Annotated in this window: 29 protein-coding genes; 17 read left to right on the top strand and 12 right to left on the bottom strand. The window is 69.4% G+C overall.

Features of this window, described 5'->3' with window-relative positions; all coding sequences use genetic code 11:
• Positions 1-107: 107 nt before the first annotated feature.
• Positions 108-689 (top strand): DUF5134 domain-containing protein, encoded by a 582-nt coding sequence (locus QJS31_RS33415; RefSeq protein WP_282785446.1) that lies wholly within the window; start codon positions 108-110, stop codon positions 687-689.
• Here the strand turns inward: QJS31_RS33415 and QJS31_RS33410 are convergent.
• The 3 genes from QJS31_RS33410 to QJS31_RS33400 form a co-directional block, all read right to left on the bottom strand.
• Positions 662-961, bottom strand: coding sequence for an FAD-dependent monooxygenase (locus tag QJS31_RS33410; protein ID WP_306358610.1), 300 nt, complete (start codon positions 959-961; stop codon positions 662-664). The two genes, QJS31_RS33415 and QJS31_RS33410, sit on opposite strands and share 28 nt — an antisense overlap.
• Positions 962-1126: 165 nt before the next feature.
• Positions 1127-2143 carry a Gfo/Idh/MocA family oxidoreductase gene (locus tag QJS31_RS33405; RefSeq protein WP_306358609.1) on the bottom strand — a complete coding sequence of 339 codons (1017 nt, stop codon included), beginning with the start codon at positions 2141-2143 and terminating at the stop codon, positions 1127-1129.
• 15 nt (positions 2144-2158) lie between these two features.
• A complete protein-coding gene (locus QJS31_RS33400; protein ID WP_306358608.1) occupies positions 2159-3163 on the bottom strand; it encodes a LacI family DNA-binding transcriptional regulator in 1005 nt (334 codons plus the stop codon).
• Positions 3164-3420: 257 nt separating this feature from the next.
• Here QJS31_RS33400 and QJS31_RS33395 point away from each other — a divergent pair, with 257 nt between their 5' ends.
• The 13 genes from QJS31_RS33395 to QJS31_RS33335 all read left to right on the top strand — a co-directional run bounded on the left by QJS31_RS33395 (position 3421) and on the right by QJS31_RS33335 (position 16160).
• Positions 3421-4323 (top strand): TIM barrel protein, encoded by a 903-nt coding sequence (locus QJS31_RS33395; RefSeq protein WP_306358607.1) that lies wholly within the window; start codon positions 3421-3423, stop codon positions 4321-4323.
• Between the two features lie 18 nt (positions 4324-4341).
• Complete coding sequence (locus tag QJS31_RS33390; RefSeq protein ID WP_280355170.1) at positions 4342-5334, top strand: sugar ABC transporter substrate-binding protein; 993 nt, start codon at positions 4342-4344, stop codon at positions 5332-5334.
• Between the two features lie 20 nt (positions 5335-5354).
• Positions 5355-6410: an ABC transporter permease gene (locus tag QJS31_RS33385; RefSeq protein ID WP_306358606.1), complete on the top strand. Its 1056-nt coding sequence runs from the start codon at positions 5355-5357 to the stop codon at positions 6408-6410.
• Entirely contained in the window at positions 6407-7192 is a 786-nt protein-coding gene (locus QJS31_RS33380; protein ID WP_306358605.1) for an ATP-binding cassette domain-containing protein, read from the top strand. Before QJS31_RS33385 ends, QJS31_RS33380 begins: the two co-directional genes overlap by 4 nt.
• Positions 7189-8127 carry a 5-dehydro-2-deoxygluconokinase gene (gene iolC / locus QJS31_RS33375; protein ID WP_282781666.1) on the top strand — a complete coding sequence of 313 codons (939 nt, stop codon included), beginning with the start codon at positions 7189-7191 and terminating at the stop codon, positions 8125-8127. Before QJS31_RS33380 ends, iolC begins: the two co-directional genes overlap by 4 nt.
• Positions 8118-9011, top strand: coding sequence for a hypothetical protein (locus QJS31_RS33370; protein ID WP_039815617.1), 894 nt, complete (start codon positions 8118-8120; stop codon positions 9009-9011). Before iolC ends, QJS31_RS33370 begins: the two co-directional genes overlap by 10 nt.
• Positions 9008-9898 (top strand): 5-deoxy-glucuronate isomerase, encoded by an 891-nt coding sequence (gene iolB / locus QJS31_RS33365; protein ID WP_306358604.1) that lies wholly within the window; start codon positions 9008-9010, stop codon positions 9896-9898. Before QJS31_RS33370 ends, iolB begins: the two co-directional genes overlap by 4 nt.
• Before the next feature lie 10 nt (positions 9899-9908).
• Positions 9909-11753, top strand: coding sequence for a 3D-(3,5/4)-trihydroxycyclohexane-1,2-dione acylhydrolase (decyclizing) (gene iolD, locus QJS31_RS33360; protein ID WP_306358603.1), 1845 nt, complete (start codon positions 9909-9911; stop codon positions 11751-11753).
• 58 nt (positions 11754-11811) lie between these two features.
• On the top strand, positions 11812-13086 hold the full coding sequence (locus tag QJS31_RS33355; RefSeq protein WP_372341789.1) for an aspartate aminotransferase family protein: 1275 nt from the start codon (positions 11812-11814) through the stop codon (positions 13084-13086).
• Positions 13087-13282: 196 nt separating this feature from the next.
• Positions 13283-13975 carry a hypothetical protein gene (locus QJS31_RS33350; protein ID WP_282781660.1) on the top strand — a complete coding sequence of 231 codons (693 nt, stop codon included), beginning with the start codon at positions 13283-13285 and terminating at the stop codon, positions 13973-13975.
• 285 nt (positions 13976-14260) lie between these two features.
• Positions 14261-14647: a hypothetical protein gene (locus tag QJS31_RS33345; protein ID WP_282781658.1), complete on the top strand. Its 387-nt coding sequence runs from the start codon at positions 14261-14263 to the stop codon at positions 14645-14647.
• A 41-nt stretch (positions 14648-14688) separates the two neighbouring features.
• Positions 14689-15381 (top strand): S1 family peptidase, encoded by a 693-nt coding sequence (locus QJS31_RS33340; RefSeq protein WP_306358602.1) that lies wholly within the window; start codon positions 14689-14691, stop codon positions 15379-15381.
• 116 nt (positions 15382-15497) lie between these two features.
• Entirely contained in the window at positions 15498-16160 is a 663-nt protein-coding gene (locus QJS31_RS33335) for a molybdopterin-dependent oxidoreductase (protein ID WP_282781654.1), read from the top strand.
• A 7-nt stretch (positions 16161-16167) separates the two neighbouring features.
• On the opposite strand, the gene QJS31_RS33330 is transcribed toward QJS31_RS33335, so the two are convergent.
• The 8 genes from QJS31_RS33330 to QJS31_RS33295 form a co-directional block, all read right to left on the bottom strand.
• The gene (locus QJS31_RS33330; RefSeq protein WP_306358601.1) at positions 16168-17724 is read right to left on the bottom strand and encodes an MFS transporter; all 1557 of its coding nucleotides are present in this window, start codon (positions 17722-17724) and stop codon (positions 16168-16170) included.
• A gap of 131 nt (positions 17725-17855) precedes the next feature.
• On the bottom strand, positions 17856-18872 hold the full coding sequence (locus tag QJS31_RS33325; RefSeq protein ID WP_282781683.1) for a beta-ketoacyl-ACP synthase III: 1017 nt from the start codon (positions 18870-18872) through the stop codon (positions 17856-17858).
• A gap of 107 nt (positions 18873-18979) precedes the next feature.
• Positions 18980-19738, bottom strand: coding sequence for an LGFP repeat-containing protein (locus QJS31_RS33320; RefSeq protein WP_306358600.1), 759 nt, complete (start codon positions 19736-19738; stop codon positions 18980-18982).
• A 98-nt stretch (positions 19739-19836) separates the two neighbouring features.
• Positions 19837-20304, bottom strand: a complete 468-nt coding sequence (locus QJS31_RS33315; RefSeq protein ID WP_282781651.1) for a nitroreductase/quinone reductase family protein — start codon at positions 20302-20304, stop codon at positions 19837-19839.
• Positions 20305-20454: 150 nt separating this feature from the next.
• On the bottom strand, positions 20455-20916 hold the full coding sequence (gene msrA / locus QJS31_RS33310) for a peptide-methionine (S)-S-oxide reductase MsrA (RefSeq protein ID WP_372341790.1): 462 nt from the start codon (positions 20914-20916) through the stop codon (positions 20455-20457).
• 186 nt (positions 20917-21102) lie between these two features.
• Positions 21103-21795 (bottom strand): PhzF family phenazine biosynthesis protein, encoded by a 693-nt coding sequence (locus QJS31_RS33305; RefSeq protein ID WP_282781646.1) that lies wholly within the window; start codon positions 21793-21795, stop codon positions 21103-21105.
• A gap of 111 nt (positions 21796-21906) precedes the next feature.
• Positions 21907-22446: a carboxymuconolactone decarboxylase family protein gene (locus QJS31_RS33300; protein WP_029925887.1), complete on the bottom strand. Its 540-nt coding sequence runs from the start codon at positions 22444-22446 to the stop codon at positions 21907-21909.
• Between the two features lie 33 nt (positions 22447-22479).
• Positions 22480-23067: a peroxiredoxin gene (locus QJS31_RS33295; protein WP_029925889.1), complete on the bottom strand. Its 588-nt coding sequence runs from the start codon at positions 23065-23067 to the stop codon at positions 22480-22482.
• 108 nt (positions 23068-23175) lie between these two features.
• Here QJS31_RS33295 and QJS31_RS33290 point away from each other — a divergent pair, with 108 nt between their 5' ends.
• Genes QJS31_RS33290 through QJS31_RS33280 form a run of 3 tightly spaced genes read left to right on the top strand, consistent with a single transcriptional unit; the run spans position 23176 to position 25373 of the window.
• A complete protein-coding gene (locus QJS31_RS33290) occupies positions 23176-24084 on the top strand; it encodes a hydrogen peroxide-inducible genes activator (protein WP_029925891.1) in 909 nt (302 codons plus the stop codon).
• A 58-nt stretch (positions 24085-24142) separates the two neighbouring features.
• Entirely contained in the window at positions 24143-24925 is a 783-nt protein-coding gene (locus QJS31_RS33285; protein WP_282785795.1) for an MBL fold metallo-hydrolase, read from the top strand.
• 4 nt (positions 24926-24929) lie between these two features.
• A complete protein-coding gene (locus QJS31_RS33280) occupies positions 24930-25373 on the top strand; it encodes a gamma-glutamylcyclotransferase family protein (RefSeq protein ID WP_282785794.1) in 444 nt (147 codons plus the stop codon).
• A 355-nt stretch (positions 25374-25728) separates the two neighbouring features.
• Here the strand turns inward: QJS31_RS33280 and QJS31_RS33275 are convergent, their stop codons facing one another.
• On the bottom strand, positions 25729-26166 hold the full coding sequence (locus QJS31_RS33275) for an RpiB/LacA/LacB family sugar-phosphate isomerase (RefSeq protein WP_282785793.1): 438 nt from the start codon (positions 26164-26166) through the stop codon (positions 25729-25731).
• Positions 26167-26488: the final 322 nt, after the last annotated feature.

Here is a 26488-nt window from a genome sequence, read left to right as displayed (position 1 = left end):
ACTCCACAACGAGCAACTACTCCATATCGATAACGAAACCCCCTCCACCCAGCCCCCCGAAATGCGATCATGGGAAAGCCTGCGTCGCCGCTGAAAGGTGGTGTGCTGTGACCCAATTCGTCCAACAGTACGAACCCCTACGATGGCTGGCCCTCCTATCCTTCATAGCCGCAGCCGCAATAGTCACAACCCGCCTGGCCACCCCCACCCCCGCCCTGGAAACCGACCAGGAGTCCGATGCCGCACACCTGATGATGTGCCTGGTCATGCTCGCAATGATCGGCTTCCCCACCGCCATAGACCCCCACGCCATGAACGGCGTCCTCACCGCCATGACAGTGGTCTACGCCCTCCTGTTCCTGGCCCGCGTAATCCAGTGGCACGGCAACCCGCTGGCCCCCGCCGCCCGAGTCATCCCCTTCGCCTACCACCTCACGGCGGCAGCAGCCATGCTCTACGCCATGAGCGGTCACACCGGCGGACACCACGGCGGAGCTCCCGCCGCCCCCATGCTCGCCCTGGCGACCCTGTTCACCATCGACGCCGCCGCCATGGCCCTACCGATGTCGAGAAAGGCTCTGCGCCACATCGTTCCGCACCACGTCGGTACCGCAGGCCCCGCCACTGTGGTGCCACACATCGTCATGGACCTGGGCACCGCCTACATGCTCGTAGCCGCCATCGGCTGATCCCGCGGCGGCACCTGGAGGTCAGGTCGGCGGATGGTGATCCGGGACCCCACCGACGCGGTGACGCCTATCGACGCGGCATGGTCGCCGATGGGGTGCCTGTCGACTGTGAGCCGGTGCGTGAGGTCTCCGATCCGAACCACCATGCGAGCGCTGCTCGCAGCGTCGGTGCCGCGGAAGCGGCGGATTCCCAGCACCAGCGCCCGCACTCCGGCCAGACGCAATTCATTGGCCAGCATCAGACCGGTCGGGCCAACGCCCACAATGATCACGTCTGTTTCCGCAACTCGCATGTATCGGAACTCTCATACGCACGGATTCTGGCGTCGGACAGCGCTTCTGCGGCATACCCGGTGTCGTGCGGCAAGCGGGCGGTTGCGTTGTCGACCGGACGCCGAGCACGATCTTCACCCGCGCACAGCCCTGTCCGGACGATGTCAGTGGCCCCCGCGTACCTCGCTCATGGTCACCGGCCGCTGCTCGCGGCGCGACAGCTCGCACGCCTCGGCGACGTAGAACGCCTCGAGCGCCTCAGTCGGCGGGCACGGGTTGGCGAGTGTTCCGTCGACCACCGCCACGAAGGCTGACAGCTCCTCGGTGTAGGCGCGCCGGAACCGATCCATGAACCCTGGGTAGGCGGGCAGCGGTGACGCCGGGAAATCCGGCTCCACCGAGTGCAGTGGCGCCCGGTCGTCCAGTCCCACAATGGCATTGCCCACCGAGCCCAACAGTTCCAGCCGTACGTCGTAACCGGCCCCGTTGTAGCGGGTGAGGGAGACGGTCGCCACCGCACCGTCGTCCATGCGCAGCACCACCGCGGCGGTATCCACGTCGCCCGCGTCCACGAAGAACTGTTCGCCCCGGTTGGCGCCGACGGCGTAGACCTCGGTGATCTCGCGTCCGGTCACCCAGCGGATGATGTCGAAATCGTGGACGCCGCAGTCCCGGAACAGGCCGCCGGAGCGCGGAATGTATTCGGCGGGAGGGGGAGTCGGGTCCAGTGTGGTGGCGCGCAGGGTATGCAGCCAGCCGAGCTCCCCGTTCGCGACGGCGGCGCGTGCGGCCCGGTAGCCCGCGTCGAAGCGCCGTTGGAAGCCGATCTGCACCGGCACCGACGATCCGGTGAGCCGTTCGATCACCGCGAGTGTCCCCGAGATGTCGGCCGCGATGGGCTTCTCGCAGAAGACCGGCAGTCCGCGTTCCACTGCCGCGAGGATGAGTTCGGGATGGGAGTCGGTGGCCGTGGTGATCACCAGCCCCGCGAGGTCGGCGGCGAGCAGCGTGTCGATATCGGGTGCGAAGTCGACGCCGAGCTTGCGGGCGGTCTCGCGTGCCCGTTCGGTGTCGACGTCGGCGACGACCACCGATTCCACGTCCGGCAGCGCTTTCAGGGTCTCGGCGTGGGAGGTTCCGATACGGCCGGTCCCGGCCAGGCCGATGCGAAGGGAAGACATGATTCTCCTGATTGCTCAGATGCGAGGTGGGGCCGTCGTCGAGCGGACGACCAGGGCGGGTTCGACGCGGCTGCGCAGTGGCTCGGTGCGCCCGTCGCGCAGCCGCTGGGTGAGTGCTGCCACGGCCAGTTGCCCGATGCGGGTGCGCGGCTGGTCGATGGTGGTGAGCGAGACGTAGCGCAGGGCCGCGAGCGAGGTGTTGTCGTAGCCGACCACCGACACGTCCTCCGGCACCCGCAGTCCGGCCTCGTCGAGGGCGGACATGGCGCCGAAGGCGTTGAAATCGTTGCCGCAGACCAGTGCGGTGGGAAAGGTGCCGGGGGAGAAGACGTTCAACAGTTTCCGCACCGCGGCGGCACCCGCGGCGTCGGTGTGTTCGCTCGCGATCACCATCGGTTCGAGCCCGTGCCGCTCCATGGCCGCGGTGTATCCCTTGCGCCGCGGCCCGGCGGCGAAGGCGGCCCCGCCGTCGAAGTGCACGATGCGCCGATGCCCTAGTGACACCAGGTGATCCACGGCCAGTCCCGCACCGGTCTCACCGTCGTCGTTGACCGTGTCGACCCCCGCGATATTCGAGGTCCGCGACACCAACACCACCGGACACCGCTGGGCTGCCTCCCGTATGGCCGCGGCCGGTAGGACCGGCGACAGCAGGATGATCCCGCCGGGCCGGAACGACAGCAGACTTTCCAGCGCCCCCCGTTCTCGTGCCGCACTGCGCCGCCCGGTATTGAGGATCAGTTCCAGCCCGGCTTCCTGCGCCGCCGCGTCCATACCCTCCACCACTTCGGCGAAGTAGGCATTGCGCAGGTCCGACACCATGACGCCGACGAGATTGGATGTTCGGCTGGCCAGTGACCGGGCCAGGAAATGCGGTTGGTAACCCAGTTCCTTGGCGGCGTCGAGCACCGCACGGCGGCGGTGTTCGCTCACCTTGGGGGAGCCCCGCATGACGAGCGAGACCAGGGCGCGGGAGACGCCCGCCCGAGCGGCGACGTCCTCCATCGTCGGTCGCGTCACAAATCCCTCCGTGTCGGTGCTGGTGTGTGTGGCACGTTACTGCCCGGACGCGAACCAATCAATAGAGCGCTCTAATCGGACATTTTCCGGCAACCCGATACCTCTGTTCACGCAGTAAAACCCACTATTTCAAGGGGTTTCACGATCATGAAACCCGCTGAGGGTTCTTGACACACGAGTGACCCAGATTACATAGTTGGAGCGCTCCAACGCATGGAGCCACAACCGTGTGACTACGACAGGTCGAGGAAGTTCCGATGACCGCACCGCTGCACCCGCTGCGCATCGCCGCCGCACCGATCTCCTGGGGAGTCTGCGAAGTCCCCGGCTGGGGACACGTTCTCGACGCGCACACCGTCCTGGCCGAAATGGCCGCGCTCGGCATCACCGCCACCGAATTCGGGCCACCGGACTATCTGCCCGCCGACCCTCTCGCGCTGCGCGCACAGCTCGGCGAACACGGCCTGACCGCGATCGGCGGCTTCCTCGCCCTTCCGCTGCACCGGGAGTCCGACGCGGCGCTCACCTTCGCCCGCGAAACGGCCGCCCGCTACGCGCGGGCGGGTGCGGAGATGCTCATCCTGGCGGCCGCCACCGGCTTGGACGGCTACGACGAACGCCCCGCGCTCACCGACACCGAATGGGACACTCTGGTCGACACCGCCGCCGCCATCGCGGCCATCGCCGCCGAGGTGGGCCTGCGCACCACCCTGCACCCGCACGTCGGCACGCACGTGGAGTCCGAGGCCGAGGTGGAGCGCTTCCTCGCCGACTCCGACCTGCCGCTGTGCCTGGACACCGGCCACCTGCTCATCGGCGGCACCGACCCGGTCGGCCTGGCGCGCCGCTACGCGGACCGCATCGGCCACATCCATCTCAAGGATGTTCGTCTCGATCTCGCCGATCAGGTGCGCGACGGCGCGCTGGAGTACAGCGAGGCGGTACGGCAGGGCATCTACGCCCCCCTCGGCGCGGGCGATATCGATATCGACACGCTGGTGCGGGAGGTTTACCGCGCCGGTTATACCGGCTGGTATGTGATCGAGCAGGACACGGCACTGCGGACGGGCGATACCGCGAGGACGCCGACCCGCGACGCCGAACGCAGTCTGCGGCATCTGACGGCCATCGGCTCGGCGCTCGCCGCGGCACGGATTTAGCCGGAAGTGAGGACGACGATGTCTCAGCAGACCAGACCGCGCCGGTGGCGGTGGCTACTACCCCTGTCGGCCGTCGCGGTGGCCGTACTGGCGGCGTGTACCGGCCCCGGGGCGGAGGTGGGAACGCAGACCCGCGCACCCGTCGAGGTCGGTACCCTGGAATCGGTCGCGTTCGTCACGCACGGCTCACCCGGCGACGCCTTCTGGAACGTGGTGAAGAACGGGGCCGAGGCCGCGGGCGACACGTTCGGCGTGCGAGTCGAATACAACTCCTCCGGCGATCCGAGCCAGCAGGCCAAGCTTATCGACAATGCCGTGGCCCAGCGCGTGGACGGCCTGGTGGTCTCCATGGCCAATCCCGACGCCCTGCGCGAATCGGTGGAAAAGGCGGTGGCGGCGGGCATTCCGGTGGTCACCATCAACTCCGGAGAGTCCGAGAGCGCCGAGTTCGGCGCCATCGGCCATGTCGGCCAGAGCGAACGGCTCGCGGGTGAGGCTGCCGGGGCGCGGTTGAAGGACGCCGGAAAGACCAAGATGCTCTGCGTCATTCACGAGGCGGGCAATATCGGCGCGAACGAGCGCTGCGCGGGTGCGACGCAGGGTTTCGGCAATGCCGCCACCCTCCAGGTCGATATCAACAATCCCACCGACGCCCAGGCCCGGATCCGCGGCGCACTGGAGGCGGATCGCTCCATCGACGCCGTGCTGACCCTGAACTCGCAGATCGCCGCCCGCGCGGTGGACGGCGCCCGGGAGGCGCGCTCGGAGGCCGCCATCGCCACCTTCGATCTGAATACCGATGTGGTGGAGGCGATTCGGGCGGGCAGTCTGCTCTTCGCGGTAGACCAGCAGCAGTACGAGCAGGGCTATCTGCCGGTGGTGCTGCTGGAGCTGTACAAGACAAATCTCGATACCGTCGGAGGCGGGCGTCCGGTGCAGACCGGCCCGGCCTTCGTGGACGAATCCAATGTCGACGCCATCGGCGGCCTGGTCGCCCAGGGCACCCGGTGAGCACCGGTCGGGAGAACGAAATGGCTGTTGTGACAAAGGAACCCGCTGGACCCGCCGATCGACGAGAGGACAGCCCGCCGCCGCTGCTACAGCGGCTGATCGTGCGGCCCGAGATCGGTGCGGCGATCGGCGCGATGGTGGTGTTCTTCTTCTTTTCGGTGATCACCGACGAATTCCTCAGCCCGGGCGGGGTGGCGAACTGGCTCGACGACGCCTCCACCCTCGGCATCATGGCGGTGGCGGTGGCGCTGCTCATGATCGGCGGTGAGTTCGACCTGTCCGCCGGTGTGATGACCGCGTCCACGGCGCTGGTGACCGCGCTGCTGGCGGTGGAACTCGGCTGGAACGTGTGGTTCGCCCTCGCCGCCTCGCTGGTCTTCGCGTTGGCTGTGGGCGCGCTCAACGGCTGGGTGGTGATGCGCACCGGCCTGCCGAGCTTCATCGTCACCCTGGGCACCTTCCTGGCGCTACAGGGTCTGAATCTCGGCGTGACCCGGCTGGCCACCGGCACCGTGCAGGTGTCGGGCATTCGCGGCGCCGACGGCTACGAGTCGGCGGGCTGGGTGTTCGCCTCCACCACCGATATCGGCGACGCCCACATCCAGGCGTCGGTGGTGTGGTGGATCGTGCTGACCCTGCTGGCCGCCCTGCTGCTGGTGCGCACCCGCTTCGGCAACTGGATCTTCGCGGTCGGCGGCGCGCTGCCCAGCGCCCGTGCCGTCGGCGTGCCCGCGGTGCGCACCAAGATCCTGCTGTTCATGGGCACCGCGTTCGCGGCCTGGGTGGTGGGCGCGTGCAATCTGCTGCGCTTCACCAGTGTGCAGGCGAATCAGGGTGTGGGACTGGAGTTCCAGTACATCATCGCCGCGGTGGTGGGCGGCTGCCTGCTGACCGGCGGCTTCGGTTCGGTCGTCGGCGCGGCCATCGGCGCGCTCATCTTCGGCATGGCCCGGCAGGGCATCGTCTACGCCAATTGGAACAGCGACTGGTTCATGCTCTTCCTCGGTGTGCTGCTGCTGTCGGCCGTCCTGGTCAACAATGCTTTCAAGAAGCAGGCGGAAAGGGTACGGCGATGACCACCCCACTCATCGAGACCGTCGACATCGGCAAGAGCTACGGTGGCGTGGTGGCCCTGCGGGAGGTGTCCACCGTGGTCCGGGCGGGTGAGGTCACCTGCGTGCTCGGTGACAACGGCGCGGGCAAGTCCACCCTCATCAAGATCCTGTCCGGGGTGCACCAGCACGATCGGGGTGAGCTGCGAATCGAGGGCGCCGCGACCCGATTCTCCTCCCCGCGTGAGGCTTTGGACCGCGGTATCGCCACCGTCTACCAGGACCTCGCGGTGGTGCCGCTGATGAGCGTGTGGCGCAATTTCGTGCTGGGCTCCGAGCCGACCAGGAACTACGGCCCGATCCGGCTGCTGGACCGGCGCAAGGGTATGGAGATCACCCGGCACGCGCTGGACGATATGGGTATCGACATTCGCGATCTGGAGCAGCCCGTCGGCACGCTGTCGGGCGGTCAGCGGCAGTGCATCGCCATCGCCCGCGCCGTGCACTACGGCGCGAAGGTGCTGATCCTCGACGAGCCCACCGCCGCACTGGGCGTCAAACAGGCGGGCATCGTGCTCAGGTATGTGGTGCAGGCGCGTGACCGCGGCCTGGGCGTCGTACTGATCACCCACAATCCGCATCACGCCTATCCGGTGGGTGACCGGTTCCTGCTGCTCAAGCGCGGCACCATGCTCGGCTCGTACGAGAAGAACGAGATCGAGCTCTCCGAACTCACCCGCCAGATGGCCGGTGGCGCGGAACTCGAGGCGCTGCAACACGAATTGGCACGGGTGGTGTCGGAGTGACGGATCTGGAGGTGTTGACCGTCGGCCGGGTCGGGGTCGATCTGTATCCCGAGCAGAGCGGGGTGCCGTTGGCCCAGGTGCGGACGTTCGCGAAGTTCCTCGGCGGCACCGCCACCAATGTCTCGGTCGCCGCGGCGCGGCTGGGGCGGCGCGCGGCGGTGCTCACCAAGGTGGGGCCGGACGGCTTCGGTGATTACGTGCGCACCGCGCTGGAGGGTTTCGGGGTGTCGGCCCGCTATGTGTCGACCGCGCCGGATCTGCTCACCCCGGTGGTGTTCTGCGAACTGAATCCGCCCGCCGATCCACCGCTGCTGTTCTACCGGCTGCCCACCGCCCCGGACCTCACCCTGACCGAGGACGAGATTCCCTGGGACACGGTCGATTCCGTGCCGCTGCTGTGGGTGACCGGTACCGGGGTCAGCGCGGAGCCCGGCCGCTCGACCCAGCGGGAGATGCTGCGGCGGCGCGGCAGGCGCGGCCACACCGTGCTCGATCTCGACTACCGGCCCATGTTCTGGCCCGACGAACACACCGCCCACACCGAGATCGACTGGATGCTCGACCACGTGAACGTGGTGGTGGGCAACCGCACCGAGGCCGAGGTGGCGGTCGGCACCGACGATCCGGACACGGCCGCCGACCGGCTGCTGGCCCGGGGCGTCGAGCTGGCCGTGATCAAACGCGGAGCCGAGGGCGTGCTGGTGGCGACCGCGGACGACCGCGCCACCGCGCCGCCCTGCCGGGTGGAGGTCGTCTGCGGTCTCGGCGCGGGCGACGCGTTCGGCGGGGCGCTGGCCCACGGGCTGCTGGCGGGTTGGGACCCACACCGCATCGCCACCTACGCCAATGCCGCCGGTGCGCTGGTGGCCGCCCGGCTGGCCTGCGCCGACGCCATGCCCACCGCGACCGAGATCGAGGAGCTGCTGTGCACCTGACCGATGAGCGCTGGCAGGAACTGCTGCGGGTGCGCGCCACCGACCCGGATGCGGTGCCGCGCGCCTACGCCGACCGCCGTCGCCGCGAGCGGCTGCTGTCCGAACGCGGCACCCTGTTCCTGGTGGCCGCCGATCATCCGGCGCGCGGCGCGCTGGGTGTCGGCCCGGACCGCACCGCCATGGCGGATCGGCGCACGCTGCTGGAGCGGTTGCTCATCGCCCTGGAGCATCCGGCCGTGGACGGTGTGCTCGGCTCACCCGATATCGTCGAGGAACTGCTGCTGTTGGACGCCCTGCACGACAAGGTGGTGGTCGGCTCCATGAACCGGGGCGGCCTGGCCGGGGCGGACTGGGAGATCGACGACCGCTTCACCGGATACGACGCCGAATCGCTGGTGAAGTTCGGGCTCGACGGCGGCAAAATGCTGCTGCGCCTGGTGGATTCGGACCGGTCGACCGCGCCGACGCTGCACGCGTGCGCCCGCGCGGTATCGGCCCTGGCCGCGCACGGGCTGATGGCCATGGTGGAACCGCTGCCCTACCGACGCGACGAGTCCGGGGCGCTGGTCATGTGCAAGGACGCGGCCTCCCTGCAGCGGGCCATTACGGTGGCGGCCGGGCTCGGAATCACCTCCGCCCATACCTGGCTGAAAATTCCGGCGCCCGAAGATATTTCGGTGCTGGAGGCGACCACGCTGCCGGTGGTCGTACTGGGCGGCGTGCCCTCGGGGGATCCGGCCGCCGATCTGGAATCCTGGGGCACCGCGCTGCGTCACGAGGTGGTGCGCGGGCTGGTGGTCGGCCGCAGTCTGCTGTACCCGCCCGACGGTGACGTGGCCGCCGCCGTGGACGCGGCCGCCCGCACGCTGGGAGCCGCGAAATGAGCGCACTGCACCGCCCGGCCGGAACCCTCACCGCGGGTGCGGATCCCATCCTGCTCACCCCCGAGGCGGCGGGCTGGACCTACACGGGGCTGCGGGTGCTGCGACTCGCACCCGGAGCCCGGCGCACGGTGCACACCGGGGAGTTCGAGGCGTTCGTGCTGCCGCTGGCCGGTTCCTGCACGGTACGGGTGGACGGCGAGGTCTTCGCGTTGGAGGGCCGGGACTCGGTCTTCACGCGGGTCACCGATTTCGCCTACGTGCCCCGCGAGGCCGAGGTGGAGCTGGCCACCGACTCCGGAGTGGAGGTGGCGCTGCCGATGGCCCGCTGCACCCGCCGCCTCAGCCCGAAGTACGGCCCGGCCGAAGAGGTTCCGGTCGAGGTGCGGGGTGCTGGCCGCGCCACCCGGCAGGTCGTCAACTTCGGCACCCCCGGCGTCTGGGAGCACACCGACAAACTCAATGCCTGCGAACTGCTCACCCCCGACGGCAACTGGTCCTCCTACCCGCCGCACAAGCACGACGAGTCCACCGAATGCGAGGTCGCCAACGAGGAGATCTACTACTTCCGCATCGCCGGTCCCGACGGAATCACGCCGTCGCCCACCGGTTTCGGCATGCACCGCACCTACACCGCCGACGGCACGCTGGACGAGAACGTGGCGGTGCGCGACGGTGACGTCTTCCTGATTCCGCACGGGTACCACGGTCCGTGTATCGCCGCACCCGGTTACCCCATGTACTACCTGAATGTGCTGGCCGGTCCCGCGGCGGAGCGGTCGATGGCCTTCTGCGACGATCCCGCCCACGCCTGGGTGCGGGACCAGTGGCACCACGAGACAGTCGACCCGCGCTGCCCGATCACCGACCACAAAGGTCGCATCGAATGAGGTTGTCCGCATGAAACTCACCACCGCGCAGGCGCTGGTCGCCTGGCTCATCGCACAGCATTCGGAAACTCTCGACGGGCGTGAAGTGCCCATGTTCCCGGCGGTTTTCGCCATCTTCGGGCACGGCAACGTCTTGGGGCTGGGCACCGCGCTGGAGGAGCGGCGCGATGTGATCCCGGTCTGGCGTGGGCACACCGAGCAGGGGATGGCGCTGGCCGCGGTCGGGCTGGCCAAGGCCACCCATCGGCGGCAGATCGGCGTCGCCACCTCTTCCATCGGGCCGGGGGCACTCAATATGGTGACCGCCGCCGGGGTGGCACACGCCAATCGGCTACCGCTGCTGTTGCTGCCGGGGGACACCTTCACCGGCCGCGCACCCGATCCGGTCTTGCAGCAGGTGGAGCATTTCGGCGATCCGACAGTCACCGTCAATGACGCGTTCCGGGCGGTGAGCCGCTGGTTCGACCGCATCACCCGGCCCGAACAGCTGTTGGCCACGCTGCCGCAGGTGGCGCGGGTGCTCACCGATCCGGCCGAGGCGGGACCGGTGACGTTGGCGCTGCCGCAGGATGTGCAGGCCGAGACCTTCGACTTCCCGGAGCGGCTGTTCGAACCGGTGGTGCACCGGGTTCCGCGTCCGCGCGCGGACCGGCGCAGCCTGGAGGAGGCGGCCGCGGCGCTGCGGCGCTCGAAGCGTCCGCTCTTGGTGCTCGGTGGTGGGGTGCGCTATTCGGGGGCCGCGGCGCGGGCGCTGGAATTCGCTCGGCGGCATCGGATTCCGGTGACCGAGTCGACCGCGGGGCGCACGCTGGTCGCGCACGACGATCCGCTCTACGCGGGACCGCTCGGCATCACCGGTTCGGCGTCGGCCAATGCCTTGGCCGGCCAGGCCGACGCGGTGTTGGCGATCGGCACCCGGCTCCAGGACTTCACCACCGCGTCGTGGACGCTGTTCGATCCGGACGTGCGGCTCATCCATATCAACGCGGCCCGCTTCGACGCGGTCAAACACGGTGCGCTCGAGGTGGTCGGCGACGCCGATACCGCGCTGGAGGACCTGGCCGCGCATATGACCGGCTGGAATGCCGACCCGGCCTGGAGTGCGCGGGCGGCGGCGGCGCGGTCGGAATGGGATACCCATATCGACAAACTGCGCGCCCCGACGCCCGGCCCGCCCAGTTACGCTCAGATCGTCGGGGTGGTGAACGAGCTCAGCACCGCCGACGACTACGTCATGACGGCCTCGGGCGGGCTGCCCGGCGAACTCATCGGCGGCTGGCGGGCCTCCGGCGGTGAACCCACCATGGATGTCGAATACGGGTTCTCCTGTATGGGCTACGAACTCGCGGGTGCGTGGGGCGCGGCCATGTCGCATTTCCGCGGCCTGGTCACCACCCTGCTCGGCGACGGCTCCTACCTGATGCTCAATTCGGAGCTGTTCTCCGCCGCCTTCGCCGGACATCCGCTGGTGGCCGTGGTCTGCGACAACGACGGGTACGCGGTGATCGGCCGCCTCCAGGAGGGACAGGGCGGCGAGCCGTACAACAACTTCTACGCCGACTGCCGCAGCAACCATCCGCGTCCGCCGCGGGTGGACTTCGCCCAGCACGCCCACGCCATGGGTTGCCTGGTGTTCACCGCCGGTGACCTTGTGCAGTTCCGGGTGGCCTACAAGAACGCCCGCACCGCCGCGCTGGCCGAGCGGCGGCCGGCCGTGGTGGTGATCCGCACCCAGGCGCGTTCCTGGACCGAATCCGGGGCCTGGTGGGAAGTCGGTGTGCCCGAACACCTCTCCGGCCGCGACGCCTATGAGCAGGCCAAGCCCGGCCAGCTGCGCCTTGCCCGCCGCCCCTGACCGTCCGGTCCGGTGGCGGGCCCACCTCACTCGGCGGCTACCGTAGTCGTGAAGTGAAATGCGCCGTGTGCGAAGTGTGGGCGGCGGGTGGTCCAGGGAGGTGCTTGTGGGTTCGCTGTGGCACGGCTTCGCCGATATGGGTGCGGTGGAGCGCGACGGAGCGTTCGTGGTGGCGCGCGGTGCGGGCGCGTACGTCTGGGACGAGGCCGGGAACCGGTACCTGGACGCCACCGCCGGGCTGTGGTTCACCAATGTCGGCCACGGTCGCCGCGAGATCGCCGACGCCGTAGCCGCCCAGCTGGGCGATATCGCGCACTATTCCAACTTCGGCGACCTGGCCTCCCCGGTGCTGCGGGAGCTGGCCGAGCGGCTGGCCGCCATCGCACCGGTGCCCGGCAGCAAGATCTTCTTCACCTCCGGCGGCTCCGACGGCATCGACACCGCCGCCAAACTGGCCCGCCGCTACTGGCACGAGCAGGGCAAGCCGGACAAGGCCGTCATCGTGGGTCGCCAGAAGGCGTACCACGGCATGCACGTCGCGGGCACCGCGCTCGCGGGCATCCCGGTCAACCGCGAAGGCTACGGCGAATTCATGTCCGACGCCCGCACCGTCGGCTGGGACGATCCGGCCGCCCTGTCCGCGCTCATCGCCGAGGTCGGCGCCGACCGCATCGCCGCCTTCTTCGTCGAACCCGTCATCGGCGCGGGCGGCGTCTACCCGCCGCCGCCGGGCTACCTCACCGAGGTCCGCCGCATCTGCCGCGAGCACGACATCCTCTTCATCGCCGACGAGGTGGTCACCGGCTTCGGCCGCATCGGCGGATCCTGGTTCGCCTCGTCCCGCTTCGACCTCCAGCCCGACCTGATGACCACCGCCAAGGGTCTCACCTCCGGCTACCTGCCCATGGGCGCGGTGTTCATCGCCCCGCACATCGCCGCCCCCTTCTTCGCCGGTGGCGTCTGGTTCCGCCACGGCTACACCTACGGCGGTCACGCCGCCTCCGCCGCCGCGGCCATGGCCAACCTCGACATCATCGAGCGCGAACACCTCCTCGACGCCAGCAAGAACCTGGAATCGCTCCTGCACGAACACTTCTCGCCGCTGGCGGCGCACCCACGGGTCGCCGAGGTTCGCAGCGGTGTCGGCGCGGTGGCGGCCGTGCAGCTCGCCGACCCCGCCGAAGCGCTCGCCATGGTGAAAACCCTGCGCGCGCACGGTGTCTCGACCCGCGCGGCGGGCCAGGGCGCCTTGCAGATCTCGCCCACCTTCGTCATCACCGAACAGCAGGTCGCGGATATGGCGGCGGCCTTCGGCCGCGCCCTCGACGCCTAGCCGCGGTCCGGTGAAACGCCCGGGGTCGTCGCGACCCTGGGCGTTGTCGTGTGTCCGGATACCTCCTCGGACCGGCCCGGTGGTCTCGATATTCGAACGAAACGCGCTCGGATGTGATCGCGCCCGCGCGGTGACAGCGAATCATGGTGAGGACACCCGGGCATTCCACGGGCCGTACGACGAAGGGACGCATGCCATGGTCAGGTTTCGCCGCGCGTTGGTCGCCCTCGCGGGTTCGGTTCTCGCGGCCGTGAGTGGCGGCGGCGTCGCCGGGGCCGCACCCGCGCCCGCCGTGCTCGGCGGTGGTTCCGGGATCGTGGTGGCGAGCGAGCCCTGTTCGCTCACCATGATCGGATACGACGGCGGGGGCCGGTTGGTCGGCCTGACGGCGGGGCACTGTGCGTATGCCGGTGCGCCGGTGCGCGCGGAGCGGTCGCCCGGGGCCGGGGTGCTCGGCACCGTGGTGTTCTCCGACCGGGGGCAGGGGCTCGATTACGCGGTGCTCGAATTCGATCCGGCCCGGGTGGACGCGGTGCGCACGGTGGGGGCGACCACGATCGCCGGGATCGGGACGGCTCCGGGTTTCGGGACGACCGTGTGCGCCGACGGGCGGTCCAGTGGGTTCGACTGCGGGATGGTGTGGGGGTCGGTGGATGGGCGGGTCTACAACCAGTCCTGTTCCATCCCCGGGGACTCCGGGGGACCGGTCACCGTGGGGGACCGCCTCGTCGGCATGAATCAGGGGCATCTGAAGCCGTGGGGGATCGACCTGCCGTGTGTCAGCGCGGCGTTTCCGCTGTACGGACCCGCCTACTTCCGTCCGATCACGGAAATCCTGCATGCGCTCGACGTCGCGGGTGGGGTGGGGGCGGGTGTGCGGCCGGTGTGACCGCGAAAGCCCTAGCGGTAGCTGGCTAATAGCTTTCACTCTTGGAGGTTGAGGGTATCGCTGCCGCAACAGGTCACGGGCGCTCGGTGGCGAGGATTACATCCGCTGCTCGGCGACGGCGTTGCAGCGGCGTTGTGCGGGGATTTGCTGGTGTACGGGAGGTGAACGGCCGATCACGCGAGGTCTGAAGCGACACCCTTGGATTGCCAGAAATTTGCTGAGCATGTTCACTCTGAGCACTCCATTCGGACGGTTGTCCGGTGTCGATCGAGAAAGAGCGGGATCATGCGTATTCGAGTCATCGCCCTGGGTTTCGTCGCGGCGGCCGGCGGGGCCGCCGCTGCGCTGGTGGGTTCGGGAGCGGCGTCGGCCGTCACCCCGTTCGTGGGACCGGACGAGGTCGGAGTCGTGCTCACGCCGGGTGAGACCGCCGCCTTCGCGGCCGGTCCGATTCCGGGTGGGATCGACGCGCTGGTGCCGTTCGGTGCGCAGCGGGTGGATCTGGAGCCGGAATCGCAATTGGCCGAGCCGGACGGCAGCACCTACGCCAGCACCGCCGCGATCGCCGCCGAGGCCGCCGCGCATCCCGGTGGCGGGGCCTATGTGTCGGTGGTGAATCCCCTCGATCCGCGTGATCCGGGCGCGCTGCTCGTCGTCGGTCAGTACTGGTGACGGCGGGGCGACGGGATCACGGCTACGAGGGGAATTCAGGTATGAGAAGGCGTTTCGCGATCGCGGCCGTGGTCGGCGCGGCACTGGTTTCCATGGTCGGGGTCGGCAGCGCCGCGGCCGATCCGGCCCCGGCCGTGCTCGGTGGCAGTTCGGGAATCATCTTGAACACCCATGAGGCGTGTTCCCTGACGGCCATCGGCTACGACGCCGCCGGCCGGCTGGTCGGCCTCACCGCCGGGCACTGCGCGGCGGCCGGGTCGCCGGTGCGGGCCGAACGGTCCCTGGCGACCGGTGTGCTCGGCACGGTGGTGTTCTCCGATCAGGGTCGGGATCTGGACTACGCGGTCATCGAATTCGATCCGGCCAAGGTGGCTCCGGTGCGCACGGTCGGTCAGACCACCATCGCCGGAGTCGGAGCACCGCCCGCTCCCGGCGCGCCCGTCTGCTCCAGCGGCCGTTCCAGTGGTTTCGACTGCGGCGTCGTCTGGGGTGCGGCGGGCAATATCATTGTCAACCAGTCCTGTTCCATTCCGGGCGATTCCGGTGGGCCGGTCACCGTGGGCGATCAACTCGTCGGCATGAACCAGGGGCACGTCACCCCCTTCGGAATCGATATGCCGTGCGTGACAGGGGCATTCCCGATCCACTCGCCCGCGTACTTCCGACCCATCACCGACATTCTGCAAGCCGTGAACGCCACCGGCGGCGTGGGTGCCGGGCTGCGACCGGTGTGATCCGCCGGTCACAGTCCTTGCGCGCGTCGGCAGAGAACTAGTACGTTCGCTCCATATAGAGCAGTCGCCCTATATGGAGCGGTACCAGTTCGCTTGCGGCAGGACAGAGGATCGGCATGAAACTTCCCCCGGGTCAGCGCGCCGTCGATGGATTCCCACGGTTCGGGACGCATCTGCATCACCCGCCACCACCGATTCCCGACGATCCGGTCATCGCGGTTGGCGGTGCCCTGACCGAGGGCTTCACCCTGCCGGTCGCGGGACTCGCCGAGCTGCCGCGACGTGAGATCGAAGCCGACTTCCACTGTGTCGCGGGCTGGTCGGCGACCGGTCTGCGGTGGGAAGGGATCGCATTCGAGACGCTCTACCGCACCCGGGTGGTGCCACGGCTGCGGCCGGGTGCGGTGATCAGCCACGTCGTCTTCGACGGTCTCGACGGCTACCGATCGATCACGCTGCTCGAGGACGTCCTGCACGCCGATGTGCTGATCGCCGACCGGCTCGACGGGCGACCGCTCGACAGTGATCACGGCGCACCGGTGCGGCTGGTCAGTCCCGCGCAGTACGGCTTCGTCAATACGAAGCACCTGTGCCGCATCGGATTCCGTACCTCCCAGCCCCGGGACCCCGATCGGTGGTCGCCGCTCGCGGCGCACCGCAGGGCCCGGGTCTGGGAGGAGGAACGCCATCGCCATCTGCCCGGTCGTATCGTCCGGCCGGTCTACCGTTCACTGATCGGACCCATTCGCAGGCTGAGCGCCCGCGGGTCGTCGAGCTGACCGGGCCCTACTCGTGCCCGTTCAGCTCGCCCGCCGGGATGTGCCGCAGCTCGAGCACGGAGATGACCGCCAGCACGGCCGCGGCCACGGTCACGATGCCCGCGGTCAGGTGCACGCCGTGCAGGAACGCCTCGCGGGCCGCGGTCAGGACGGCGGTCCCGACCTGCTCGGGTAGTGACTCCGCCACGGCTACCGCCGCCCCGAGGGTGTCGCGGACGGATTCGCTCGCCTCGGCGGGCAATCCGGCGGGCAGGGTGGTGAGATCGCCGCGGTAGATGGCCACGCTCAGGCTGCCGAGTATCGAGATACCCAGGGCCCCACCCAGTTCCGCGCCGGTCTCGGAGAGGCCCGACGCCGCGCCCGCCTGCTCGGGCGGGGCCGAGCCGACGATCAGTTCGGTGGTGATGCCGAAGACCGGGGCCAGGCCGAGGGAGATCAGCAGGGAGGCCACGACGGCGAGCATCGGGCCGCTGTCCGCGGAAGCCTGGGTGAGCAGCGCGAGCCCGACGGCCGCCACGCTCATCCCGCCGCCGATCAGATACGCCGGTCGCAGCACCCGCACGATGCGCGGGGCGAGCTGCGAACCGATGATGAATCCCAGCCCCGAGGGCGCCATGGCGATACCCGCCCGCAACGGTGACATGCCCAGCACCAGCTGGAAGTACTGGCCGATGAACAGGAAGTACCCGAAGGCCACGAAGACGCCGATCACATTGACGGTCAACGCGGTACGGAATTCGCCGAGCTTGAACAGGCGCAGGTCCAGCATCGGGTCCGGCCGCGACAGCTGCCGCCGCACGAACAGCACACCCGCCGCGACACCGATGGCCAGCGCCACCAGCGCGCCGACGCCGATGCCGTCCTGCGCGATCTGCTTCATGGCGAAGACCAGCGCGATCATGGTGACCACGGACTGCGCCGCGCCGATGAGGTCGAGTCGGCCCGCCTCCGGGTCCTTGAACTCCGGCAGCACCTTCGGCCCGAGCACCAGCAGCAGCACCATGACCGGCACCGCGAGCAGGAACACCGAACCCCACCAGAAGTGTTCCAGCAGTACGCCTCCCGCCAGCGGTCCGATCGCGCCGCCGGCGGAGAACGCGCCCACCCAGACGCCGACCGCCACCGACCGCTGCCGCGAGTCGCGGAACATGTTGAAGATCAGCGACAGCGTGGAGGGGGCCAGGGTCGCCCCCGCGATGCCGAGCAGCGCCCGGCACAGGATCAAGGCCTCCGCCGTCGGTGCGAACGCCGCGATCACCGACGCCAGGCCGAAGGCCGCCGCACCCGCCAGCAGGATGCGTCGCCGCCCGATCCGGTCGCCGAGGGTGCCCATGGTGATGAGCAGGCCCGCGACCATGAACCCGTAGACGTCGATGATCCACAGCAGTTGTGCGCTGGTCGGTTGGAGGACCGCGCTGATCTGCGGTACCGCGAGATGCAGCACGGTCAGATCCATGGCGTAGACCAGGCAGGCCAGCGCGAGCACGCCGAGGCCGACCCACTCGCGCCGCCCGGCCCGATTCTCGGCGAGCCCGGCGGGCTGCGAACTGACGGCGGTATCCACGACGGAGTCCTTCGATCGGGGGATGTGTTGCCGGTAGTGACGGCGTGATCCCTACGATCTCATCGGCCACCGACAGATTCGGCAACCGAATTTCCCCGCGATGAATTCCGGGTCGGTGACCGGATCGCCGATCAGACCACCGCGGGCATGCGCACGACCTGGCCCGCGTAGGCCAGGCCCGCGCCGAAGCCGAGCAGCAGCGTGACGTCGCCGGGTCGGGCCGCGCCCGAGCGCAGCAACTGCTCCATGGCCATCGGGATGGACGCCGCGCTGGTATTGCCGGTCTCGGCGATATCCCGTGCGATGGCGACGGTTTCGGGCAGGCCCAGGGTCCGGACCAGTGCGTCGGTGATGCGGCTGTTGGCCTGGTGCGGTACGAAGGCGTTCAGCTCCTCGGCCGCCACCCCCGCCCGCTCCAGCGCGTCGCGGCACGCCTTCTCCAGGAAGGTGACCGCCCAGCGGAAGACGGCCTGCCCGTTCATCCGGATGTAGGGCCGCTCCGAGCTGCCCCCGGCGGCCTCCGCGGCCGCGACCTCGGCGAAGTACTGCTGGAAGTCCTTGTCCTGCTTGATGGCCGCGGTCTGGCTGCCGTCCGAGCCCCAGGCCACCGGGCCGATGCCCTCGGCCTCGGCCGGACCCACCACGGCCGCGCCCGCGCCGTCGGCGAAGATGAACGCGCAGGTGCGGTCGGTGGGGTCGAGCAGGTCCGACAGCCGCTCCACGCCGATCACCAGCACGTACCGGGCTTCGCCGGAGCGCACCAGGCTCGCGGCATTGGCGAGCGCGTAGCAGAAGCCGGCGCATCCGGCGGAGACGTCGAAGGCCGCGGTGTCGTGCATGCCGAGTTCGGTGGCCACCACCGCGCCCGCCGACGGTCCGAGCACCATTTGCGAGGAGGTCGCCAGCACGACGGCGTCGATCTGCTCGGCATCGATTCCGGCCGCCGCCAAGGCATCCCGGGACGCGGCGGTGCTCATGGAGACGATGGTCTCGTCCGGTTCGGCCCAGCGGCGGGCGGCGATTCCGGAGCGCGTTCGAATCCACTCGTCGGAGGAGTTGATCCGGTCCACGATCTCGGCATTGGGGACGATTCGGCGGGGGCGGTACACCCCGAGTCCCAACATGGCGGCATGCGCCACCTGCGGCATCGACTTGATCTGCACAAACTCCGACCCTATTGGGGAGGTGCGCGCCGCGCTACCCGAACACCCGCAGAGTTGCCGACCCGAATTTGGAGATTCCACCAGTAACGAAATCAGGGGTGCCAGGTGATGCGGCCGCCCTGGAAATCCTGGGCCTTACCGCCCTCGTAGTCGTACTCGTCGCTGGTGGGGAAGCCGTAGACGCCGTTCTCCGCACCGCGGCCGACCCACTGGTCGCGAATGGCTCCCCAGACCACGTGCGCCCCGGTGCGCGCGGACCAGTAGACGGCCCCGCCGGGGAAGAGGTTGTAGCGGCCGTTGTCCTTGCCCGCCGCGGATTCGTCGGTGATGGGGAAGCCCAGCGCCCCGCTCTCCCAGCCGTAGGCGGCCCACTTGTCCCGGATCGCGCCGCCGATCTGGTGTGCGCCGGTGCCGACGGACCAGTAGATCGAACCACCCTGGAAGTGGTTGTAGCGGCCGGGGTTCACGGGCGTGCCGTACTCACGGGTGACCGGATAGCCGAGAGTTCCCGTCTCCCACCCGAGGTCGCGCCACTTGTCGCGCACGGCCCCGCCGACCTGATGCGCTCCCGTCGCCGGATGCCAGTAGATCGAGGACCCGCGCTGGAACACCTGGAACCGCCCGCCTCCGGCGGCGTCCAGTTCCGGTGTGGTGGGATCGCCGAAGAATCCGCCCCCGCCCGCCTGGTCGTATTCGACCTCGATCGCCCCGCCCACGTCGAACGGCCCGATCGGCCGTGCCCCGGCCGCACCGGGATCCAGGGCCGCCAGCACGGCGGCGGCAGCGCCGATGGTCAGCAGACGGCTGGCGGCGCGGCGGATGGGACGGTTGCTCGGACGTCGTGACAGCAAAGGGGCTCTCCGTTCGCAGGCAATCGATACGTCCCTTCATCGGGGCGTTCGCACCGCACATTAGCCAACCTGTTGCTCACCTCACATCGGGCGCGGCGTCAGTCCCGGGGTTCGAGGACGACCACCGCGGTCTCGGTGGAGCGGCGCGCGGCGAAAGCATCGAGGTCACGGTCGATCTCGCGCCACCGGTCCCACAGCCGGGCGCGCTCGTCACCGGTCGCCGCGCGCCCGCGCACCGCGCGGGTGCCGCCCTTCAGCTCGGCGGTGGCCTCCGGATGCGCGCGCAGATTGAGCCACCACGCCGGTTCGCCCTCGCCCCAGCCGTTCATGGCGAGGGTGACCAGATTCGGCCCGTCCTCGAAATAGCCGAGCATGACGCCGCGCTCACGCCCGGTGCGCCGCCCGATCGTGGTGAGCCGCAGGGTGCCCCAGTGCTCGCGGTCCTTGGGCGGCCACAGCCCGACACGCCCGCCGCTGACCCGATGGAGCGCCCGGTGGGTGTGCCAGGCCAGATGGATGAACCAGCGCGGCGGCAGCCACGGCTGGCGACGGGACGTGGACGACATGCCGCCTCCTCTGGTTCGGCCGGACTCGGACCGGCGAATCACGCTGTCTCTCATAGGATCAGCGCCGCACCGGCCCTTGTCCAGCCCAGGGGATGCCGTCCTGCCGCCACGACGGACCATTGCCCGCGCCGGGGCGCGGGCGACGTCGCCTCAGGCCGTCTGTCGCTTGGGCAGCTTCCAGTTCGGCCGCGGGTAGTGGCAGGTGTAGCCGTCCGGGTAGCGCTCCAGGTAGTCCTGGTGCTCCGGTTCGGCCTCCCAGAACTCGCTCGCGGGCGTCACCTCGGTGACCACCTTGCCGGGCCACAGGCCCGAGGCGTCCACGTCGGCGATGGTGTCCAGGGCGATGCGTCGCTGCTCGTCATCGAGGTAGAAGATGGCCGAGCGGTAGCTGCTGCCGATGTCGTTGCCCTGGCGGTCCTTGGTCGTCGGATCGTGGATCTGGAACAGGAACTCCAGCAGCGCCCGGTAGTCGGTCCGGGCGGGGTCGTAGACGATCTCCACGGCCTCGGCGTGGCCCGGATGGTTGCGGTAGGTCGGATGGTCGTTGACGCCGCCGGTGTAGCCGACCCGGGTGGACAGCACACCGGGCTGCTTGCGGATGAGGTCCTGCATCCCCCAGAAACAGCCTCCGGCCAGAATCGCCTTGCGCGTATCGGTCACGCTTCCTCCTTCGTGATGAACAGGGTCCGGTACCTCCCGTTCGGCCACCCGTACAACCCGCGGCCCGCATCGGAAAGTTCCGGTGCGGGGGGACGTCATACTTCGTTCACCCATGGTCGCGCGTGCGGCTTCCGGTGGCTAGACGACCACCGGATGATCGGCGACCGTGCGTCCGCCCAGGCGCACCCACCCGTCGGAGTCCCATTCGGTGAACATCTGCGAGCCCCGGCCCTGGGTGATGTTGAGGGAGCGGCGCAGCAGCGCGGTGAGCGCGATGGCCGCGGCGCCGGTGGCCTCGTCCTCGGCGATACCCATGGCGGGGGCGAACATGCGCGCGCGCAGCGCGCCGCGGTTCTCATCGGTCCAGGTCCACACGTAGTGCGCGCCGGAGGTGAAGTCGGCCGGGTCCAGGGTGGCCATCTCCTCGGCGCTGCCGAACTGGTGGAATTCGAACTTGGGCGCCCATTCGGCGCGGGCGCGCACCCAGGTGATGCCGTCGGTCCCGGACACCTCGACCGGTCCGGCGGGCACCTCGATGACGGTGACCGGGGTGCGCTGTTCGCCCAGCCACCAGCCGGTGCCCACGGTGGGGTGTCCGGCGAAGGGCAGCTCCACCGCCGGGGTGTAGATGCGCATGCGGGTGCGGTCGCCGGTCGGCGCGTCCACCACCACGGTTTCGGCGTATCCGGCCCGAGCGGCCAGGGCTTGATGGTCGACCCCGACGACGTCGGCGGAGCGGGCGATGCCGAGGCGATTGCCGAAACGTCCCGCTTGGTCGGTGAAGACCCGAACCACGTCGATCTGGGTGCCATCGCTTTCCGGAACGGTCATGAGTGTCAGGCTACGACGGGATCGGGCCGGTGGGGGGAGGCACGTGGCGAGCGTCTCGCACGGAAAGGCCGCGCACCGTACCGGTGCGCGGCCCTGTCGGGGTGCCGGTTGCTAGACGGTGGCCGTGGCCAGCGCCTCGGTGGACGCCACGGCCTGACCCACGCCCGCGACGATCGCGGCCACGCGCAGCGACTCGAAGATCACCTCACGCGACACGCCCGCCTCGCGCAGCGTGTTCTCGTGCGCCTCCAGGCAGTGGGCGCAGCCGTTGATCGACGACACGGCGAACGACCACAGTTCGAAGTCGGCCTTGTCGACGCCCGGGTTGCCGATGATCTGCATGCGCAGACCGGCGCGCAGGTCGTCGTAGCGACCGCCCAGGAAAGCCTTGCCCCGGTAGAACACATTGTTCATACCCATAATGGAGGCGGCCCCGAGCGCGGCGTTGTACGCCTCGGCCGACAGCGTGTCCGCGGCCTCCTCGGCGATCTCACGCAGCGTGGTGGCCGACCGGGTGGCGGCGGCCGACGCCAGCAGGGTGCCCCACAGCTGCTGCTCGTTCAGCACGGTGGTGCGTGCGATCGAGGACAGGTTGAGCTTGAGGTCCTTGGCGTACTCGGGCAGGGAGTTCTTCAGGTTCTCGATGGTCACAGCGCGAAATCCTTACTCGGACGGCGGAGTTGCTCAGACGGAAGCGGTCATGAGCTCGCCCGCCTGGATGGTGGGATCGCCCTTCTTCCAGTTGCAGGCGCACAGCTCGTCGGACTGCAGCGCGTCGAGCACGCGCAGCACCTCGTCGACATTGCGGCCCACGGAACCCGCCGTGACCGAGACGAACTGGACCTCGTTGTTGGGGTCGATGATGAAGGTGGCGCGGTCGGCGACACCCTCGGCGTTGAGCACACCGGTGGCGGCGGACAGCTCGCGCTTGAGGTCCGACAGCATCGGGAAGGGGAGGGTCTTCAGATCCTCGTGCTGGGCCCGCCACTGGAAGTGCACGAACTCGTTGTCGACGGAGACGCCGAGCACCTGCGCGTCCCGGTCGGCGAACTCCTCGTTCAGCTTGCCGAAGGCGGCGATCTCGGTGGGGCAGACGAAGGTGAAGTCCTTCGGCCAGAAGAAGACGATGCGCCACTTGCCCGCGTAGTCGTCGCTCGAGACCTGGGTGAAGTAGTCGTCGGGCTGCTGCGCGTTCACCTGCGACAGGTCGCCGCCGATCACAGCCTTGAGGTTGTAGGCGGGGAACTGGTCGCCGATGGTCAGCAGGGCCATGCTTGCTCCTCTTTCGTAGTCGGATCGATCGTGTCGTGACTGCCGCGAACGATCTTGCCCAAACCGCTGTGAAAGGTAAAGGTGATCGGTCGCACTATACTGATAGGCGTGTCTGATCAAACTTATCAGCCGACCCTCTCGCAGCTGCGTGCGTTCGTGGCAATCGCGGAGTATCGCCATTTCGGCACCGCCGCGAACCGGCTGAGTGTGAGCCAGCCAACGTTATCGCAGGCACTGGCATCACTGGAAAACGGACTGGGGCTCAAGCTCATCGAGCGCAGCACCCGGCGGGTGCTCGTGACAACGGCCGGCAAACGCCTGCTGCCGCAAGCCATCGCCACCCTGGAGGCCGCGGACCGGTTCGTGGCCTCGGCGGCCGGGTCCGGCCTCGGCGGCACCCTGCGCCTGGGCATCATTCCCACCGTCGCGCCCTACGTACTGCCGACGCTGCTGCCCGAACTGCGCCGCCAGCTCCCGGCGCTGGCACCGTACGTGATCGAGGATCAGACCGCGCGGTTGCTGGACGGGCTGCGCTCGGGCGTCCTGGACGTGGCCCTGCTGGCGCTGCCCACCGAGGCCACGGGGCTGGTCGAGATTCCGCTGTACACGGAGGAATTCGTGCTGGTGGTGCCGCGCGGGCACACCCTGGCCGGACGCACCGACCTGGTGCCGGGCGATCTGCACGCGCTGCCGCTGCTGCTGCTGGACGAGGGGCATTGCCTGCGCGATCAGACCATCGACCTGTGTCGCTCCCACGACGCCCATCCGGGGACCGTGGGCGACACCCGGGCGGCGTCACTGGCCACGGTGGTGCAGTGCGTGGCCGGGGACCTCGGGGTGACGCTCATCCCGGAGATGGCGGTCTCGGCCGAAACCGAGCGCGGCACACTGGATATCGCCCGTTTCGCCCCGCCAGCACCGGGGCGCACCATCGGGCTGGCCTTCCGGTCCTCCACCGCGCGCACCGAGGACTACGAGATCCTGGCCGAGGTGATCCGGTCCCAACAGCCCCATTGACCGATCGGTTCGTGCGTTCCGATTGACCCGAAAGATGCCGTCTGGGACTCTCGGGCACGTGCGGATTCATCACCTCGACTGCGGGACCATGTCCATGGGCATGGTCGACCATTGTCTGCTCATCGAAACCAAGCGTGACGGGCTCGTTCTCGTCGACACCGGCTACGGGTTGGACTGCGTGCGGTACCCCGAGCGGATGATCGGTCCCACCCGGTTCATGCTGGGTGTGAAGCTGCGGCAGGAGGCGACGGCCATCCGCCAGATCCAGCGGTTGGGGTACGACCCGCGCGACGTGCGGCACATCATCCTCACGCACCTGGATCTCGACCACGCGGGCGGATTGTCGGACTTCCCGGAGGCGACGGTGCATGTGCACGGTCCGGAGTTCCGGGCCGCGACCACCCGGCGGGCGATGGGTGAGCGCCTGCGGTACCGGGCGGCGCAGTGGGCGCACGGCCCGAAGTGGATGGTGAACGAGATCGAGGGCGGGCAGCCGTGGTTCGGCTTCCAGACGGTGCGGGATCTGCCCGGCCTGCCGCCGGAGATCCTGGTGGTGCCGCTGCACGGGCACACCCGCGGCCACGTGGGCGTCGCGGTCGACTCCGGTCGCGGCTGGCTGCTGCACGCCGGGGACGCGTTCTTCGTGGGCAGCTCCATCGACCCGGTGAAACCGAATACCCCGCTGCTGTGGCGGACCTACGAACTGGGGTCGATCCTCGGCGGCGCGTATCGCGAGAACCAGAGGCGGCTGCGGGAATTGCAGCGGGACCACGGGCACGAGATCACCATCGTCAACTCGCACGATCCGGCCCTGTTCGCGCCGTTCGCGAATCAGCGGTGAACGCGTGAGCACGCCCCCGGCCCGTCGGCTGCCGGTGCCGAGTGATCCGCTGTTCGTCTACGGCACCTTGATGTTTCCGGAGGTGCTGGTCGAATTGCTGGGCCGCGCACCGCACCTCGACGCCGCGCGGGTGTCGGGGCGGCGCGCGGCGGCGTTGCCCGGCCGGGTGTATCCCGGACTCGTCACCGCCGCCGGGGCGGTGACCCGCGGCGCGGTGCTGCGCGGACTCACCGCCGCCGAGTGGCGGATGCTGGACGACTTCGAGGACGACGAATACGAACTGCGGCCGGTCTTCGTTCGCACGGGCGAGACCGCGCATGCCGCGTGGACCTATGTGTGGACGGCCGAGGCGCTGGCGTCGGACTGGTCGGCCACCGCGTTCGCCGACGACCACCTGCCCTACTACGCGGGCAGTTGCGCGCGGTGGCGGCACCGGCCGGCGCACTGAAGGTCCTACTCTGCGAGACTGTCCGCCCTCGATGCGCACAACTGCCGGGAGTTCGTGCTGCTGTACTTCGCGCTGGCACGGCCGGGCGCGATCTCGGTGCCGATCAACTACAGGAGGCCGAGACGGCGGTGAAACTGCTGGGCGCCAACGAGATCCGGCTGTTCGGTCGTCGCACCCCCGCGACGGCGCCCGGCCGAGCGCCGAGTCTCTCATCGCCCGCTGCCGACAGCGCCCGGCCGGGTACAAGGTGCCCAAGTACGTCGTGCTCGCCGACGCCCTGCCCAAGAATCCGAGCGGCAAGATCCTCAGACGCGAATTGCGTTCCGCCTACGGGAATCTCGCTGCCAACGGCTAGTCACTCGATGGCGTCCACGTGCGCGATATTGGCCAGGTCGCCGGGGTCGGCGCTGGCCGCTCCGGCGAACCAGGCGTCCAGGATCTCGTCGAGTTGTGCCCGCGAGGTCAGCCGCAGGCTCAACGCCAGCACATTCGCGTCGTTCCACGTGCGCGCCCCGTCGGCGGAGTAGGCGTCCACACACAGCGCTGCCCGCACCCCCGCCACCTTGTTCGCGGCGATCGAGGCCCCGGTGCCCGTCCAACAGCAGACCACGCCCTGCTCGGCTCGGCCCTCGGCCACATCCCGCGCCGCCGCCTCACTGGCCCACGCCCAGTCGTCGCGCTCCTCGGGTGCCAGCGCCCCGTGCGCGATCACCTCGTGCCCGCGCCGCCGCAACTCCTCGACCACCGCCGCGGCCACCCCGGTGTTCTCATCCGCCGCCACCGAAATCCGCATCGCAGTCCCTCCATCCGATCGCGCCCCGACTCCGCACATTCTGCCCGACTCACGGCTCGGCGCGAGCGCCGTCACCTCCTCAGCGGCGGCCCGCATCGCATTTCGCATGTGTCACCGCGACGACGGCCGACCGCACGGCCCAACCGGCCACGCCGAAGATCATGCTCAGGGCCGTATCAAGGCAGGGGTTGCGGACCGGGTCCCAGCAGGTGCGGGGACCGACATCACCGGGAACCGAGGCGCACTCCGGGCGCGACTCCATCGACACGATGTGCCAACACGCTCAGCAGCGGTATCGGAGGTGGATCGTGCCACGGCACCC

The organism is Nocardia sp. CC213A (assembly GCF_030766805.1).
GTDB classification, from domain to species: domain Bacteria; phylum Actinomycetota; class Actinomycetes; order Mycobacteriales; family Mycobacteriaceae; genus Nocardia; species Nocardia otitidiscaviarum.
The sequence above is the reverse complement of the archived record's forward strand: the minus strand, read 5'-3'. Positions and strand labels throughout refer to the sequence as shown.